At 70.1% G+C, this 14,398-nt stretch carries 18 protein-coding genes; 11 read left to right on the forward strand and 7 right to left on the reverse strand.

Annotated features, from left to right (window positions below; all coding sequences use genetic code 11):
- Positions 1-78: 78 nt before the first annotated feature.
- The 3 genes from ABZ406_RS11750 to ABZ406_RS11760 all read left to right on the forward strand — a co-directional run bounded on the left by ABZ406_RS11750 (position 79) and on the right by ABZ406_RS11760 (position 2,235).
- Complete coding sequence (locus ABZ406_RS11750) at positions 79-798, forward strand: hypothetical protein (protein WP_357759191.1); 720 nt, start codon at positions 79-81, stop codon at positions 796-798.
- 35 nt (positions 799-833) lie between these two features.
- Positions 834-1,718 carry a hypothetical protein gene (locus ABZ406_RS11755; protein WP_357759195.1) on the forward strand — a complete coding sequence of 295 codons (885 nt, stop codon included), beginning with the start codon at positions 834-836 and terminating at the stop codon, positions 1,716-1,718.
- A 217-nt stretch (positions 1,719-1,935) separates the two neighbouring features.
- Positions 1,936-2,235 carry a hypothetical protein gene (locus ABZ406_RS11760; protein ID WP_357759198.1) on the forward strand — a complete coding sequence of 100 codons (300 nt, stop codon included), beginning with the start codon at positions 1,936-1,938 and terminating at the stop codon, positions 2,233-2,235.
- Positions 2,236-2,336: 101 nt separating this feature from the next.
- On the opposite strand, the gene ABZ406_RS11765 is transcribed toward ABZ406_RS11760, so the two are convergent.
- Positions 2,337-2,540, reverse strand: coding sequence for a hypothetical protein (locus ABZ406_RS11765; protein ID WP_357759201.1), 204 nt, complete (start codon positions 2,538-2,540; stop codon positions 2,337-2,339).
- A gap of 473 nt (positions 2,541-3,013) precedes the next feature.
- Between ABZ406_RS11765 and ABZ406_RS11770 the strand changes: the two genes are divergently transcribed.
- The 4 genes from ABZ406_RS11770 (at position 3,014) to ABZ406_RS11785 (ending at position 6,042) form a co-directional block, all read left to right on the forward strand.
- Positions 3,014-3,274 carry a hypothetical protein gene (locus tag ABZ406_RS11770; protein WP_357759204.1) on the forward strand — a complete coding sequence of 87 codons (261 nt, stop codon included), beginning with the start codon at positions 3,014-3,016 and terminating at the stop codon, positions 3,272-3,274.
- 133 nt (positions 3,275-3,407) lie between these two features.
- A complete protein-coding gene (locus ABZ406_RS11775) occupies positions 3,408-3,716 on the forward strand; it encodes a hypothetical protein (RefSeq protein WP_357759207.1) in 309 nt (102 codons plus the stop codon).
- 371 nt (positions 3,717-4,087) lie between these two features.
- On the forward strand, positions 4,088-4,618 hold the full coding sequence (locus tag ABZ406_RS11780; protein WP_357759210.1) for a SigE family RNA polymerase sigma factor: 531 nt from the start codon (positions 4,088-4,090) through the stop codon (positions 4,616-4,618).
- Positions 4,615-6,042, forward strand: a complete 1,428-nt coding sequence (locus ABZ406_RS11785) for a hypothetical protein (RefSeq protein ID WP_357759213.1) — start codon at positions 4,615-4,617, stop codon at positions 6,040-6,042. The genes ABZ406_RS11780 and ABZ406_RS11785 overlap by 4 nt, the downstream gene beginning before the upstream one ends.
- Positions 6,043-6,815: 773 nt before the next feature.
- Here the strand turns inward: ABZ406_RS11785 and ABZ406_RS11790 are convergent.
- The 6 genes from ABZ406_RS11790 to ABZ406_RS11815 form a co-directional block, all read right to left on the reverse strand.
- Positions 6,816-8,003: an FAD-dependent oxidoreductase gene (locus ABZ406_RS11790; protein ID WP_357759217.1), complete on the reverse strand. Its 1,188-nt coding sequence runs from the start codon at positions 8,001-8,003 to the stop codon at positions 6,816-6,818.
- 82 nt (positions 8,004-8,085) lie between these two features.
- A complete protein-coding gene (gene sigJ / locus ABZ406_RS11795; protein WP_357759220.1) occupies positions 8,086-9,030 on the reverse strand; it encodes an RNA polymerase sigma factor SigJ in 945 nt (314 codons plus the stop codon).
- Between the two features lie 26 nt (positions 9,031-9,056).
- Positions 9,057-9,206 (reverse strand): hypothetical protein, encoded by a 150-nt coding sequence (locus ABZ406_RS11800; protein ID WP_357759223.1) that lies wholly within the window; start codon positions 9,204-9,206, stop codon positions 9,057-9,059.
- Positions 9,199-10,569, reverse strand: a complete 1,371-nt coding sequence (locus ABZ406_RS11805) for an MFS transporter (RefSeq protein WP_357759226.1) — start codon at positions 10,567-10,569, stop codon at positions 9,199-9,201. The genes ABZ406_RS11800 and ABZ406_RS11805 overlap by 8 nt, the downstream gene beginning before the upstream one ends.
- 75 nt (positions 10,570-10,644) lie before the next feature.
- Positions 10,645-11,121: a hypothetical protein gene (locus ABZ406_RS11810; protein WP_357759230.1), complete on the reverse strand. Its 477-nt coding sequence runs from the start codon at positions 11,119-11,121 to the stop codon at positions 10,645-10,647.
- A 9-nt stretch (positions 11,122-11,130) separates the two neighbouring features.
- Positions 11,131-11,604, reverse strand: a complete 474-nt coding sequence (locus ABZ406_RS11815) for a GNAT family N-acetyltransferase (protein WP_357759234.1) — start codon at positions 11,602-11,604, stop codon at positions 11,131-11,133.
- On the opposite strand from ABZ406_RS11815, the gene ABZ406_RS11820 reads away from it, so the two are divergent.
- The 4 genes from ABZ406_RS11820 to ABZ406_RS11835 all read left to right on the forward strand — a co-directional run bounded on the left by ABZ406_RS11820 (position 11,603) and on the right by ABZ406_RS11835 (position 14,367).
- On the forward strand, positions 11,603-11,914 hold the full coding sequence (locus ABZ406_RS11820) for a Uma2 family endonuclease (RefSeq protein WP_357759237.1): 312 nt from the start codon (positions 11,603-11,605) through the stop codon (positions 11,912-11,914). The genes ABZ406_RS11815 and ABZ406_RS11820 overlap by 2 nt on opposite strands.
- Before the next feature lie 41 nt (positions 11,915-11,955).
- Positions 11,956-12,750: a class I SAM-dependent methyltransferase gene (locus tag ABZ406_RS11825; RefSeq protein ID WP_357759240.1), complete on the forward strand. Its 795-nt coding sequence runs from the start codon at positions 11,956-11,958 to the stop codon at positions 12,748-12,750.
- 304 nt (positions 12,751-13,054) lie between these two features.
- Positions 13,055-13,324 carry a hypothetical protein gene (locus ABZ406_RS11830; RefSeq protein WP_357759243.1) on the forward strand — a complete coding sequence of 90 codons (270 nt, stop codon included), beginning with the start codon at positions 13,055-13,057 and terminating at the stop codon, positions 13,322-13,324.
- Positions 13,324-14,367, forward strand: coding sequence for a hypothetical protein (locus ABZ406_RS11835; RefSeq protein WP_357759246.1), 1,044 nt, complete (start codon positions 13,324-13,326; stop codon positions 14,365-14,367). The genes ABZ406_RS11830 and ABZ406_RS11835 overlap by 1 nt, the downstream gene beginning before the upstream one ends.
- The last annotated feature ends 31 nt before the right edge of the window (positions 14,368-14,398 follow it).

The following is a 14,398-nucleotide window of genomic DNA, read 5'->3' on the forward strand; positions in this document are numbered from 1 at the left end:
CGCCGTTTCCGGGCCGCTTCAGGGCCGCCCGGCACTCTTCGGACACCAGTCTCTTCCGCATCAGGAATGGAGCGTTCGATGAGTCTTCTGGCACACCGCCTCGCGGTGATCGGGGTGGTCAGCGCGACGGTGCTGGCCATGTCGTCCGCCGCCGTCGCCCAGACCGACAAGCCGCCGAGCAAGGGCGCCGACTGCGTGGTCCAGCACGTCGACGAGCGCGGCAAGATTCTCCGCACCGAGACCGCGCCCGAGGGCCGGGAGTACGGCCCGTTCCGCTGCGTCGGCGGAAAGTGGACGTTCGCGTGGGCGCCCTTCGGAGCGGGCGACATGATCACGGCCGACGAGATCCAGGTCGAGCCGTCCGGTGCCGTGTCCGTTCGACGGTTCACCGGCCCCGCGCTCGGCAACGACCTCACGGTCGGCGAGATCACCGGCATCGCCCGGGCCGTCAGCGGCAGCCGGGAGGTGTTCGTCGACCGCGCGATAGTGGCGGTCGACGACGGCAAGGAGCGGACCCCGGAGCAGGTCGCGGCGTTGCTGGCCGGCAAGGACGACACCGGCGTACGGGTGCTGGACGTCATCGAGAAGCCGAACGCCGCCATGTCGACGAAGGACGTCATCGACGAGGCCGGCGGCACACCCGAGTCCACAGTCGTCTACTTCAGCCTCTGGGGCGCGATCAAGTCGGTGTTCGCCTGGATCGTGGACACCATCGGTGACATCGGTGAGTGGATCGACGACCACTGCGACTGGGGGTCCCCCAACACCGTCGGCGACATCGTCACGTGTCGCTGGTAGCCCGTCACACCCCCGATCGCCGAGATGAGGACACGATGACAACTCTGCGGGACATCACCAGGCGCGCCACGATCGTCGCGACCGTCCTGGTCGTCGGGCTGACCGCGTCGTACGCCCCGTCACAGGCCGCCGAGGACGCCGCCCGGACCACTGTCACCGACCACCCCGGCGCGCCGGGGACGATGCTTCGACAGTTGGAGGACCAGACCGGTCGGCCCGTCGGTGACCTGGACAAGGTGCTGGCCGTCGACACCGGCGGTCGGAACCTCACCACCGACCAACTCGAAGCGCTCGCCGCCGGTAAGAAGGTCGACGGTGTCACTGTGGTCGGCACGATTCCGGGCAGCCGGGACGTCCTCGGCACGACGATGGCCGACCTCGCCGACGGGGCGTACGACGGCCGTGGCAGCGGCGGGACGGCGACCTCGCTGCTCTTCGCCTCGTCCACCCCCGACGGCCGGGAGTGGTGCCTGACCATGTGCGTCGCCTCGGGCAAATCCGTGTGGGAGTGCCTGCTGTCGCGCCTGCCGGGCGGAACGATCTTCACCCTCGAACTCGCCGGCAGCACCACTGTGGGCGGGATGAAGGCTGCCTTCGAGAAGGCGAACGGTGCAGCCGCCGAGGGCCCGTACGCCGTGCAGACGCTTGTCGGTGACGGTGAGCCGTCGGCGGACGAGATCAAGACGCTCCTCGACGGCAAGGACATCACGACGTTGCGCCGGGTGGCGACGGTGGACCGACCGGACCCCGGGTGGGCGCTGGCCGACGTCGCCGAGAAGTCCGGCGTCGCGTACGCGAAGACCAAGGGTCACCTCTTCACCCTCAACCTGCCCATCCTCGGCAAGATCCTGGTGTTCTGCGTCTCGCAGGACGACGGGAAAACCTGGAAGTGCTCGGCCCGTCAGTGGGGCGGGTTCTGACGGGCAGCCCGTCCACGGTCCCGCTCCGGGTCGACCTCAGCGGTCGACCCGGAGCGGGATTCCACGCTTGGGTTGTGCGCTGGCTGACCCTGGATCTACCTGTCCGTGTACTAGCGTCATAGCTGTGAATGATCGTGCTGCGGCTTACGAGCCCCTGACGGTGGAGCGACTGGGTGCCCTGCTTGTCGGGGCTGACGAGACGCGACGGTGGAGGTTGGTGGCGGAGTTTCTGGAGGAGTACCGGTGGGAACCGGCCGTGGACCGCGTCGCTCTGCTGGAGGCGGAACCAGCCCTAATCGGTGATGAGCACTGGGACGTCTTCCTGGCGGCGTTAGCGGAGCATTTAGCGGCAAAAGATGGGCGAGGAGCGCCGTCGTGGGTTGCGACGCGCTCACTGCGGCAGTTCTGGTTCCCCTTCAACTCCCGTGCTGCGCGTGTCGACGCGGTGGTGCATGCGCCAGCGGCGTTCAGGCGTCGCGGTATCTACGTAGCGGCCCAGGAGTTGAACGTCGCGTGAGCGCCACTGATCCGCTGTTGGACCGCGCAGCGATCGAAGATGCCTTCCGCCGACTGGGGGACCGGTCGACGCGGAGCGGGGTTCCGCGCTTGCGGCCACGACTATGAAATACGTCCGCGTTCGGCCATGTCGACCAGTGCGCCGAGGCGGTAGCGCAGGACGCGCGCTTGGCCGATGGACAACACCACTTGGTTCGACGCCGCGCCGTCGGTCGCGGTCATCACCACCATGGGTTCGGCCGCCGGTTGGGTCGTCTGCACCAACCCCAGGATGACGATCGACGCTTCGGGCCGGTTGGTGTCCACGCCCGAGATCCGGGACCGGTGTTCCCTGCCTCGGTCGCATCCATCGCCGCCACACCAGCTGGGGTGGCGGACGTCCGCCGCCAGTGTCCCGGTGGGGAAGATGTGCACAAACCCGCACCGCCGTTCCACATCTCGTGTCACCGGGGCCAAGGCAGTGGTGAACCCGGCAGCCGTGATGGCGTCGGTCGCCGCGCTCGGATGGGCGGAGCAGACGTAGGCCACGCCGTCCAACGACTCTGCCCTGATGTGGCTGTAGACCTCGATTCGGAGGGCCGCAGGCTTTCCGCAGTCGACCAGCGCGAAAGGTAGTTTGGTCATGGGTCGCCTCCCTGGGGCGATCAAGTCCCCCGGTCAGCGTTCGCAGCGCGAACCGGGGGACGCATCCTCCAGTGCCAACTACTTACAGTATGCGTGTAGGCCAAATGATAACCCCGATGCGATTGGCCTAGGCAAGTGGCGGACAAGATGGCCAAGTGGATCTCGACGGGGCTATGCGCGCATTGAAGGCCGCCGAGGAGGCGTTACCCCAGGCGGAGGAACAAGCCGCGCAGGCCGCCCGCCAGATCAAGGCCGATGCCCGCGCCCGGGTCGACCACGCCCGCGCCGAGCTGCACCGTGCGATGGTTGCGGAGCACCGGGCCGGCGCACGGCAGGTGGATCTCGTCAAGCGGACCGGTTACAGCCGCGAACGGGTCCGCCAGATCCTGCGAGCCGCCGGCATCGAGGCAGACTGACCCGGATCGAACCCCATCGGGCAGGGGAGTGGTTCCATCGGACGATGCTCGCTGCTGCCGGACGGCAGCGCCGGTGCGTGTTCGGTAGAGACGGACGGTAGCTCTGGCCGAGTGCGTCCCTCACACTCATCAAGTGATCAGCAATGAGCCTCGCATCCCGTGGATGCCTCGCGCGCCCCACCCAGCCGACAGCTCGACACTGCCGCTCTACATGGTCATCTTTTTTGTGCTGGGCCTCGTTAGCTTCACGGCGCACGGGTTGGCCGACAGCAGGGAAGGGTTCGTTTTCGCGAGCGTGGTCTCGGGAGTGTTCTTCGCGTGCTTCCTGATCCTGTTCGCAATCTACTGGATCGGATACCTGCTCAAAGGACACGCCATCTGGCAGGCCGAGCGCCAGGCTGAGTCGAACGGGCCGCCTACAGGTCAAGAACCAGAGGACTGAGCAGGTCTGCATGAGCGTGTCACGAGCCCGGCGATGTGCTGTGCATCGTGAACGCTACTGGCCAGGCGACGAGGTGCGAACGGACCTGGTCCCGAATGGCTCGGGTGCAGCGAGCCATCTTCGTCGTCGGTGCCCGCCTCGCGCTGGTAGGGCTGGTGCTGGCTTGACGGTTCACACCGCGCTCGGGTCGATCATCCCGGCAATCGCGGCGCTCACCATGATCGGTGCCCAGATATCCGCCCCGCCGGGGTAGCCGCTCGCGACCCCGGATCTGACCGCCGAGCGACCCGCCACTCAACCCCGGACGCCCCAGGTGGCGTCTCACTCTGCGTCCGTACTCAGACGCGAGGTGGACGCGACCTGGAGGTGGCGTGAGTCGGCACGACGACGACGAAGAGTTTCGGCTTTTCGTCAAACGGCAGTGGGGATCGCTGCTCCGAACGGCCTACCTGCTGACCGGTGACCGGGGGACGGCTGAGGACCTGACGCAGTCGGCCCTGGAGAAGACCCATCGGCGCTGGGGGCGGGTGCTGCGCAGGGACGCGCCCGAGGTCTACGTACGCCGGGCCATGGTCAACACGGCGATCTCCTGGCGGCGTCGGCGGCGGCCGTTGGAGGTGCCGCTGCTGACCTCCGACAGCCAGCCGACGCATGACGCGTACGTGCAGGTGGAGCAGCGGCAACTGCTCCTCGCCGCGTTGCGGCGGCTACCGCCCAGGACTCAGGCGGTGCTCGTGCTGCGCTACTTCGAGGATCTCAGCGAGGCGGACACCGCAAAGGTTCTCGGCTGCTCCGTGGGAGCGGTCAAGAGCCAGGCGTCGCGCGGGTTGGCCCGGCTGCGGAACGACTTCGCCCCACCCGCCGGGCAGTCCCCGGTACGGCTCGAGGAGGAACTGGCATGACCGGCAGCTTCGCCAACTCGACGCTCGGTCCGGCGCTCCGGCAGGCCGCGCACGGTGTCGACGTACCCGAGGACCCCTGGCCCGGGTTCGCCCGGCGTGAGCGACGGCACCGGCGGACGCGGCTGATTCGCACGGCCTTGGCCGCCGCGGTCGGGGTCGTGCTCATCGGGGTCCAGTCCAACGTGGTTCCCCTGCCCGGATGGGCACCTGGCATCGCGGTCGCCGCCCCGGCGGCGCTGCTCGACGCGCCACCGCGGGGCGCGCTCGCCGAAGATCGGGCCTGGCTGGACACGCTGCGGACGCGGATCAGCACCGATCTGCCGGTGAGAATCGAGGCCCCGGTGGGTTCCTGGAAGGCCGGCGACCGTGACCGGATCCGACTGCTCTACGGCAGTGACCAGCCGGGCCAGCGGGTCGCACTGGTCGCGGTGCCGCTGCGCTTCGGCCTGCTGACCAGGGAGGCGCTGGTCTGGTACGTGGGCCCGGCCGGAGCTGGCGCCCAGCAGATGCGCTACGGGGGCCACAGCGAGGATGCCACTGACCCGGTGATGACGCTGATGCAGGTCCACCCCGACCGGGCCGGGTTCGCCGTCGTCGTCGGTCCGGCCGCATCCACGGTGACGATCAGTGGCGAACCCCGATACACGTCGAGAGGAACCCTGGAATATCAGGACATTGCCAGGGCCGACGGGACAGGAATCGGGATCGCCGTCCTGCCGCCCGAACCACTTCCGCACGAGCCCGTCGTCCGAGTCAGCCATGGCGACCAGGTGTTCTTCCAAGGCGGTCTGGGCGGCGGCCCGTACGCCGGGCTCGACCCGACCGGGCCCGAGATGGACGCCTTGCTCACCGGCGCTCGTCGACCCACCCGAGGCACGCCGCTCGACGACGCCGACCTGCTCACCTTCGTCCAGACGGCACTCCAGGACAGCCGCCTCCCAGCCGCCGGCACGACGGTACGGGTGCGGTGGGCGGGCCGCGATCACGGACAGAGCGCCGCGCTGCTCACCGTGCAGCCGTCCGGTGGCGGAGTGATCGCGTATGCCATGCACGGCGACGACCGGACCGGCTGGTGGACCGACCTGCGGCTGCTGTTGCCGGTGGCGGGCGTCGACAAGCGACCGATCGGCTGGCGGGTGCGGACCGAGGACGGCACCCGGCCTCCCACCGGCCAGGTGCGGGTGATCGCCCCGCCGGACGCGGCCCGCGTCACGGTGACGGTCGCAGGCGCACCCCCGGTCACTGTCGCGCTCGACGCTTCGAGTGCCGGCACCGCCCAGGTACCGCCGGCTCGGCCGGCCACGCTCACCGCGTACGCCAGAGACGGCGGCGTCCTCGGGACCACTCCGTTGCCTCCGGTGGAAACGGACCACGACGCGGGGGGACTGCCCGGTAACAGCCCGGCCACCCGGGTGACACCCTGACGCCGCGACGAGCGGGCCGAGCCGTTCGAGGACGGCTGGGCCGCGCTCCGGCCTCTCGCGCGGACACAGCCGTTCTGAGAGGCCCGAACAGATCCGGACAGGCCCGTGACCAGCCCGGACAGGCGGGTGGCTGTTCGGGACAGGCGCCGACCGTAGCCGATGCCTAACTGACGGCAATACTCTGACGTCCAATCACCCAGAACGCCGGCGAACGACATGGGTGATGACAGGTGGGGGACCCGCAACGTTCCGTCAGCGCTGTCGCCCGTTCAGGCGGCGGCACACATCCTGAAGAGGGAGACATCATGCGAATCCGTCGTGTTATCTACGCAGTAGCCGTCGGGGCCGTCCTGGCGGCCACCTGGATGGCTGCACCGGCTCAGGCCGGTTGGGGCCACGGCGGGTAACCGGCTCCGGGCGAATGCGGGCGGGCCGTTTCCAACGGGGGCGGCCCGGCTCGGTCGTGGGCATGAGCCGCCCCGGCTGCGAGTCGAGTTGGGGCTCGCATAAGCGCAGAACGTCCTCCTGCCAGGTAGGGCCACGAGGGCAACCGCATTGGACCGTTCTCGCTGGTCGCGAGAGTTTCGCAATTCGCTGACACCGATGCCGCCGAGCACCACACCGATCACGAAGGCGGCGACGAGTTGAAGGAGCACCCTCCGCCTCTTCGCGACGTTCCGATGAGTGATGCCCGGCTGATGACCGTGTCCGTCGAGGTCGATCACCACCTGCTCCGCCGCCGTGGCGACAGCCTAGGGCCGACGTGCGACCGGTCAGGACGCGGCAGCGTGGATCTCCGTTCGGGTCGGGACGACGCGGTGGCGGCGCACCGGGTAGAGCAGCGGGTGGGAGATGCTCCAGGCCGCGCCCGCGCAGACGAACTCCTTGTAGCGGGCCGCCAGCTTCCCGGTGAGCTGCGCCCCCCGGGCCCGGTCGTCGGCGGTCACGTACTGGATGATGCCGTCCCGGCGGCCGAGGCTGATGCACTGGTTGACGTAACGCAGCGGGGCCTTCGGGAACTTCGCCCGCCCGGTCAGCCGTGCGGCGATCGCGTCGGCGGCCTGCCAGGCCATCGGGATGCCCGAGGCGCAGGACATCCGCAGAGGCTTACCGCCCGGGCCTGCGGCGATCGCGGCGTCGCCCACCGCGTACACCTCGGGGTGTGAGACCGACCGCATGGTCGGGTCGACGATGATCTGCCCGGTCTGCGCGACGGCCAGGGTCGTGGCCGCGGCGATGGGATGCACGGCGAAGCCCGTCGTCCACACCGTCACCTGCGCCGGGATTTGCCGGTCGTCGCTGGTGACCGCGCCGGCCGCCTCGACGCGAGCGATGTCGGCGTGCTCGTGCACTGTGATGCCGAGCCGGTCGCAGACGCCGCGCAGGTGCTGCTGCGCCCTGCCGTTGAGCCAGTCACCGAGACCGCCGCGGGCGGCGAGCGCGACGTCGAGGTCCGGCCGGGCCTCGGCGATCTCGGTGACCGCTTCGAGGCCGGTGAGGCCCCCGCCGACGACGAGCACGGTCCCGCCGGCCGCGAGGTTAGCGAGGCGGTCGCGCAACCGCAGCGCCGACGGCCTGCCGGCGACGTCGCACGCGTGCTCGGCGACCCCGGGCACGCCATGGTCGGCGGCGACGCTGCCGAGGGCGTAGACGAGAGTGTCGTACGCGATCTCGTCGGTGCCGTTGTCGTCGGTGAGCGCGACGGTCCGGCGGTCGACGTCGACGGCGGTGACCCGGGCCAGCCGAGGCGAGACGGCGGTGCCGGCGTAGACCTCGCTCAGGGGGCGGCGGGTGAGGTCCTGCCCGGTGGCGAGCTGGTGCATGCGGACCCGCTCGACGAAATCCGCGTCGGCGTTGACGACAGTGATCTCGGTGTCGTCGGCGTACAGCCGCCTGGCGAGTCGCCCGGCGGTCATGGCTCCGGCGTACCCCGCTCCGAGGACGACGATGCGGTGCTTCATGGTGGCACTCCTGTCTCGGTGGTGGTCGCTTCCTGAACCGGACAGCGACGCGATTCCTGACAGGAGTCGGTTATGAGCTGGATCACCAGACGCGGAGGGTGGGCTCCTCGTGCGCGGAGGCGGCCCACTGCCGGGTGGCGCGGACGAGCTTGTCGGGGTTGACCTGGTTGTGAATGGCCGCGACACCCTCCGGCGTCACCGTCAGGGACATCACGCCGATGACCCGGTCGCCGACCACGACCACCACCGCCGGAGCGCCGTTCGCGGCGGTGACGTGCAGCGCGGGGCTGCCACCGGCCAGGCCCCGTTTGACGTCGGCCGGTGCGAACAGGCCGCGCAGGAACTTCGCCACCGCCAGCGCGCCGACGATCGGCGCGGACCGGGCCGGGATCTTGCCGCCACCGTCGGCGGTGCTCGTCGCGTTGTCGGTCAGCAACTCCACCAGCCGCTGGATCTCGCCGTTGTTGGCAGCGGTGAGGAACTCCGCGATGATCTTCCGTGCGGTGGCCTGGTCGACCTCCGCGCGGGCCCGCTCGACCGTGACGTGCTGCTTGGCACGCCGGTAGGTCTGCTGGGAACTCGACTCGGTGATGCCGAGGATCTCGGCGATCTCACCGTGCGAATAGCCGAACGCCTCCCGCAGCACGTACACGGCGCGCTCGTTGGGTGACAACCGCTCCAACAGGGTGAGCACCGCCGTCGAGACGGATTCGCGCTGCTCGGCGGTGTCGAGCGGGCCGAGCATCCGGTCCCCGGCGAGGACCGGTTCGGGCAGCCACATGCCCACATAGGTCTCCCGCCTGGCCCGCGCCGACGTCAGCTGGTTGAGGCACACGTTGGTGAGGACCTTCGTCAGCCACGCCTCGGGCGTCTCGACGTGCTCCCGGTCGGCGCCCTGCCACCGCAGGAACGTGTCCTGAACGGCGTCCTCCGCGTCGCTTGCCGAGCCCAGCAGGCGATAGGCGATCGCCTCCAGGCGGGCCCTGGAGCGCTCGAACAGCTCGACCTCGTCCGGACTGAGCGGCATGACTAGACAGTATCCAGTCGCACGGCTCAGGGCTGGCTTGCGCTCGGGTGGGGTTCCCGGCTGCTCGACTCCCGCCGACCCGCGTAGAAGATCACCCCGCCCCACAGCAGGACGAGCGCCAGCGGCACCAGCACGGGAGCCAGAGCCGGCCAGATCGGCCATGTCGGCTCAGTCAATCCGTTCACGACCAGGCCATGCCAGGTGAACACGACGCCCGGAAGCAGAACGATCGTCACAAGCGTGCCAACCAGTCGGGGTACGTACGCGAATTCTCACCGCTGGACCCCTTCCCTGGTGCTGGGGAGCGTAGCCAAGACGCACCAGCCCTGGTGCCCCGCGAGAGGGGCCGAGAGCACGCGGCGCTCGTACCCTCGCTGTCCCACCGTGTGGCGTCGACTGGCGGTGGAAGGCGGCGGCCACGGCTGTCAGGCAGATGGCCGCGGCGGCGATGAGCGGTGGGCGGGCGCCGAGGTGGACGGCCGCCGAGCCGAGCGGGATGGCCACGACGAGCGGCCCGAACATCGCGGTGTTGGCCGTCGCGGAGACCCGTCCGAGCAGCGCCGACGGCGTTTGGGTCTGCACGGCGGTCACCGCCGCGACAAGGGTCCAGGGCAGCCCGACGCCGGCCACCACCGCCCCGACGACGGTGGCCGGCCACCACGGCAGGCAACGCGCCAGGCAGCCGACCGCGAACAGTGCCGTCCCGGCGGCACCCGCCGCACCCGTGCCCCTTGCCAGGACGAGCCGACCGACGATCAGGCCACCGAGGATCGAGCCGGCGCCCTGAGCGCTGGCCAGCACCCCCAGGAACGTCGTCGGCAGGCGCAGTTCGGTGACGACGGTCGAGTAGATCGCCGCAGTGATGAAGCCGGACATGGCGATCGATACCGAGGCGAGCACGACCGGCAGACGCGTCACCCGTTGTCCGAACAGGACCACCAATCCGGTACGGGGGCCGCCGTCACGTTCGGTGGGCTGGGCGGTGGGCGTCCCGTTGAGGCGGAGCGCCGCATAGAGGATGGCGACCAGGACCGGCATGGCCGCGCTGAGGACGGCGACCGCGTGGCCGCCTCGCCACGCGTAGAGACCGGCCCCGGCCAGGGGAGCGACGAGCTTCATGCCCTCCTGGGCGCTGGAGCGCCACCCGTTGATGTGTCCGAGTTCGGTAGGTGCCAGCGCCGCTGGCAGCAGCGCCGTCTCGCCGGCGTCGATCAGCACGTAGCTGACGCCGTAGGCGCACGAGACGGTGAAGATGACCCAGGTCTGCCCCGGCCCCCGCACGGCGAGCAGTGCCAGCAGGGCGGCTGCCAGGATGAGGTTGACGGCGACGATCAGGTGTCGCCGGGTGGCCCGGTCGAGCAGACCGCCCAGCCACGGGCCGGCGAGCACCGGTGCGTACACGCAGAGGCCGGCGAGTGCGGCGAGGCTTGTCGAGCCGGTGAGGTCCAGGATCCAGATGCCGGCGACCAGGGACATGGCGCTGCTGCCAAAGCCGGACAGCAGGGAGATCACCACGAACAGGCCCGCATTGCGACGCATGAATGCTCCGAGTTGAGTCGAGGTGACTCATATCATCAAGCCTGAGCGGAGGGCAAGCAATGGCACCACCGCCTGTCAACGGTTCGTTGACAAGGCAATGTCGAGCTTCGTCGCGGCGGTTCGAACGGGTGCGGGCAGTCGCTCACCCGCCTCGGCGAGGTCGGTGGCGAGGTGCCGGGCCAGCTCGTACAGCGAACCCGGGGCGGCGTCCAGCGCCGTGTCCACTGTGCTTCGCACGAGACTCGCTCGACGGAACCGGGTGTCCCACCGCTGGTCGGCACCGATCCAGCCGGCGATGTCGGCCACCGCAGCCCGCAGCGCCGAGATCTGCGGGGGCAACCGGAGGTCGAGCCGCCGCCGCCTCAACCACCGCGTCGCCACCAGCCGTTGTCGACGCTGCTCGGCAGCTTGCCGGCTGCCGAGGCCGAGCGCCGTCGCGATCTGCGCCCAGGTCGCCCCGCCGTGGCGCGCCCGGTCGATGGTCTCCAGCTCCTGCGCGTCCAGGTGGGCGCGGTTGGCGCGAATCTCCGCCAACCGAGCCAGCTCCGTCATCCGTCAACTTTACATTGACAGCGTCGGGGCGTCGGCGGTGATCGTTCCGGGTGGGCGGACCAGGAACACGTCCACCGGGTCCTCGGTGTCGAGCGTGAAACCGTGCCGCTCGTACAGCCGCCGGGCCGGGCTGCCCCGCAGCACGTTCAGCCGGACCGGCGTACCGGCGCGGTCGCAGCGGGCCAGCAGCTCGCGCAGTACGGCAGTGCCGATGCCACTGCCCTGTAGCCGCGGGGTCAGATAGAAAGGCTCCAGCCAGTGGGCGTCCGCGTCGGGCCGCAGCGCCACGCAGCCGGCGAACGCGCCGTCCACCTCGACAACCCAGGTGTACGCCGGAGCGAAACCGTCGCGCAGGCGCTGCCGCACCCGCTGTTCGTCGTACCGCCCGAGCCGCTCCAGATCGGCCCGCAGCACCACCGCCCGCAACTCGGCCACCGCCTCGACGTCCGCCGCGGAAGCCGCTCGAAGCACCCAGTCCACCATGATCAATAAGCTAGCGCGGCCCTGCGCTCCGACCCTGGCGCAGCCCCGCGACGAGGAGTTCGACCATGCGACGCGCCTCGTAGCGGGGTTCGTCGTGGAGATCGTCTCGCCGGGCTCGGAGGCGATGGACTCGGTGACGAAGGTCCGCGAGTACGCGTCTGCGGGGATCCCGCAATACTGGGTGGTCGATCGGGACGGCGCGCAGACGGTCACCCTGCACCGGCTGAGCGGGGACGGCACCTACGAGGCGCGGGCACGGATGCCGCTGGCCTGGCTGCTCCAGACCGCCCCCGCCGACCATCTGGACTGAACGCCGGCACCGAGAGCCCCGGCCTGTCGTATCGTTCCGGAATGGCGCAGCCGGTGTGGGCGAACGGTGACGCGTACGAGGCGTACGTGGGTCGGTGGAGCCGCCTCGTCGCGGTGGACTTCCTGCGCGGGTTGGCAGTGCCTCCGGGGCGGCAGTGGCTCGACGTGGGCAGCGGCACCGGGGCGCTGACCTCGACGATCCTCACCCACAACGATCCCGTCGAGATAACCGGCATCGACCCGTCGGAGGGGTTCGTCGCTGTCGCGCGTACCCGGGTCACCGACCCCCGGGCGGCCTTCCGGGTCGGTGACGCGCGGGCGTTGCCGCTGCCCGACGGTGTCGCGGACGTGGTGGTCAGCGGATTGACGCTCAACTTCGTGCCGGAGCCCGCGCGGGCGGTGGCGGAGTTCGCCCGGGTGGTCCGGCCGGCCGGAGTCGCCGCCGCCTACGTCTGGGACTACGCCGAGGGAATGGCGATGATGCGGCACTTCTGGGCCGCCGCCGCCCAGCTCGACAGGGTCTCGACGAAGCTGGACGAGCAAAACCGCACCACTGTGTGCCAGCCCGACGCACTGAGGGCGTTGTGGGAGCAGGCCGGGCTGCGGGACGTGTCGACCTGGCCGGTCGACGTACCGACGGTCTTCACCGACTTCACCGACTACTGGACGCCGTTCCTCGGCGGTCAGGGGTCGGCGCCGGGGTACGTCGCGACGTTGGCCGAACACGACCGGGCCGCGTTGCGGGAGTTGCTTGCCACCCGGCTGCCGGTCGAGCCGGACGGGTCGATCCGGCTCACCGCGCGGGCCTGGGCCGTGCGGGGCACGAGGCCCGCGTAGCCGTCGCGCCGGAGCCCCACCGGCCCATGTCGCAAACCGGACAAGACGGTAAAGCCCCTGGTAGAGCACCCTTGGGGCAGGTGGAGGTAGACGGGTGGCGGGCCACATCCCGATCCTCCGGCCCGGCGGGGACACCGCCCATCCGGACAAAGACGTCAGCACCGCCGGCAGTCGGGCAACGTCGTCCGCCGGTCGTGCCAGGCGTCCCCGTGCCCCGCCGGCCATTCGCACTGTGGACCCGCCGGGGTCCGGCGTCGTCGAACCGCGCGCCGAGCCCTGGCGATCGAGCCAGAAAGGGCCCGACATGGCCGCTCCCACCGCAACCGCAGCCCTGAACGCCTCCGTCTTCGCGCCGGGTGAGCAGATGCTGCTGACAGTCAACTATTCGGACCCCGACACCAAACCGCTCACCGTCACGATCGTGGTCACCGACGCGCAGGGCAACAGCAGCGCGCCGGTCAAGGTCACCGCGGTCATCGACCCGCTCACCGTGACCGTCTCCGACAACTCCGGTCGTACCTGGACCCGGCTCTCGGACAACGGTTCGGTGGCCGTCTACCGGTCGGTGGCCTGATGCCTCGGGTCACCGTCCAGGTCCGCGACGCCGCCGGCAACACCGCGACGGCCGGCGTCGACTACACAGTGGGCCTGGGCCAACCCGTACTCGGCGGCTACTACCTGTCCGGCGGTGCCGATCCGACCGCCGACATGGCGGGCGGCAACTTCCGGTCGCTCACGCAGTACCGCAGCTTCGCCGACGGCTACATCTTCCCCGGCTACAACCGGCCCTGGCTGGTCAACCTGGGTAAGGTCGGGGTGCAGATGAACATGGTCCTGGAGTTGAAGAGTTACGGCTCCCCGAACTACGGACCGCAGAGCTTCACTGTGGACGGCGTCAGTTGCACGGTGCCCGCGCCGTCGATGACCATCCAGCAGCGACCCGGCACCACCTGGCCGAGGGCGTACGGGTACAGCCAGGTGCTCAAGGGGCAGTGCGACGGGCTGTTCGCCCGTGCCCTGTCGCAGTACCGGTCGCTCGGGTTCGGGGTGAACATCCAGCTCGCCTCGGAGTTGGACACCGATCACGAGTTCGGCACCACCGAGGACGGCAAGGCGTACACCTGGGCCGAGTCGGACGCGCGCGCCGTGCAGGCCATGACCTACATCCTGACGTGGTTCAAGGCGCGGACGTTGCCCACCGGGACGACCTTCTCGGTGGGGCTGGGCGGCTTCGACCGGGCCTGTTTCCAGCGCACCCACCCGGAGTCGCTGATGTCCCGCCTCGACTACCTCCAGTGGAACGTGTACGGCACCAACGCCAGCCACACCGCGCTGGCCCGGTTTCGTCGTACCAAGGACTGGGCGGTGACGGATCTCGGCCCGGTGGCGCTGTCCCGACCCGTGATCATCGCCGAGTGGGGGGTCAGGTCAGCCGAGATCCCGGACCAGGCGGCCTGGATCGCCACGGTGCCGCCGGCGATCGCCCAGCTCAACGCCGAGCGTGGCCCCCGGATCGTGCGGACCAACTACTTCAACTCCGGGTGGGGCACCCTGACGCCGAAGGCGATCGGGTTGGCCGCGCTCCGCGAGGCGTACGCCAAGCGGCCGTACGTCTGACCGGGTTCCGGCGGCTCCGGGCTCCGGGGCC

Source organism: Micromonospora sp. NPDC005710, assembly GCF_040630995.1.
Taxonomy (GTDB): Bacteria; Actinomycetota; Actinomycetes; order Mycobacteriales; family Micromonosporaceae; genus Micromonospora.

Coding starts and splice junctions, on each gene's coding strand:
- ABZ406_RS11755 (WP_357759195.1), top strand. CDS start 834: ATGACAACTCTGCGGGACATCACCAGGCGCGCCACGATCGTCGCGACC.
- sigJ (WP_357759220.1), bottom strand. CDS start 9,030: ATGCCGCTCAGTCCGGACGAGGTCGAGCTGTTCGAGCGCTCCAGGGCC.
- ABZ406_RS11790 (WP_357759217.1), bottom strand. CDS start 8,003: ATGAAGCACCGCATCGTCGTCCTCGGAGCGGGGTACGCCGGAGCCATG.
- ABZ406_RS11825 (WP_357759240.1), top strand. CDS start 11,956: ATGGCGCAGCCGGTGTGGGCGAACGGTGACGCGTACGAGGCGTACGTG.
- ABZ406_RS11810 (WP_357759230.1), bottom strand. CDS start 11,121: ATGACGGAGCTGGCTCGGTTGGCGGAGATTCGCGCCAACCGCGCCCAC.
- ABZ406_RS11830 (WP_357759243.1), top strand. CDS start 13,055: ATGGCCGCTCCCACCGCAACCGCAGCCCTGAACGCCTCCGTCTTCGCG.
- ABZ406_RS11820 (WP_357759237.1), top strand. CDS start 11,603: ATGATCAATAAGCTAGCGCGGCCCTGCGCTCCGACCCTGGCGCAGCCC.
- ABZ406_RS11835 (WP_357759246.1), top strand. CDS start 13,324: ATGCCTCGGGTCACCGTCCAGGTCCGCGACGCCGCCGGCAACACCGCG.
- ABZ406_RS11805 (WP_357759226.1), bottom strand. CDS start 10,569: ATGCGTCGCAATGCGGGCCTGTTCGTGGTGATCTCCCTGCTGTCCGGC.
- ABZ406_RS11815 (WP_357759234.1), bottom strand. CDS start 11,604: ATGGTGGACTGGGTGCTTCGAGCGGCTTCCGCGGCGGACGTCGAGGCG.
- ABZ406_RS11750 (WP_357759191.1), top strand. CDS start 79: ATGAGTCTTCTGGCACACCGCCTCGCGGTGATCGGGGTGGTCAGCGCG.
- ABZ406_RS11785 (WP_357759213.1), top strand. CDS start 4,615: ATGACCGGCAGCTTCGCCAACTCGACGCTCGGTCCGGCGCTCCGGCAG.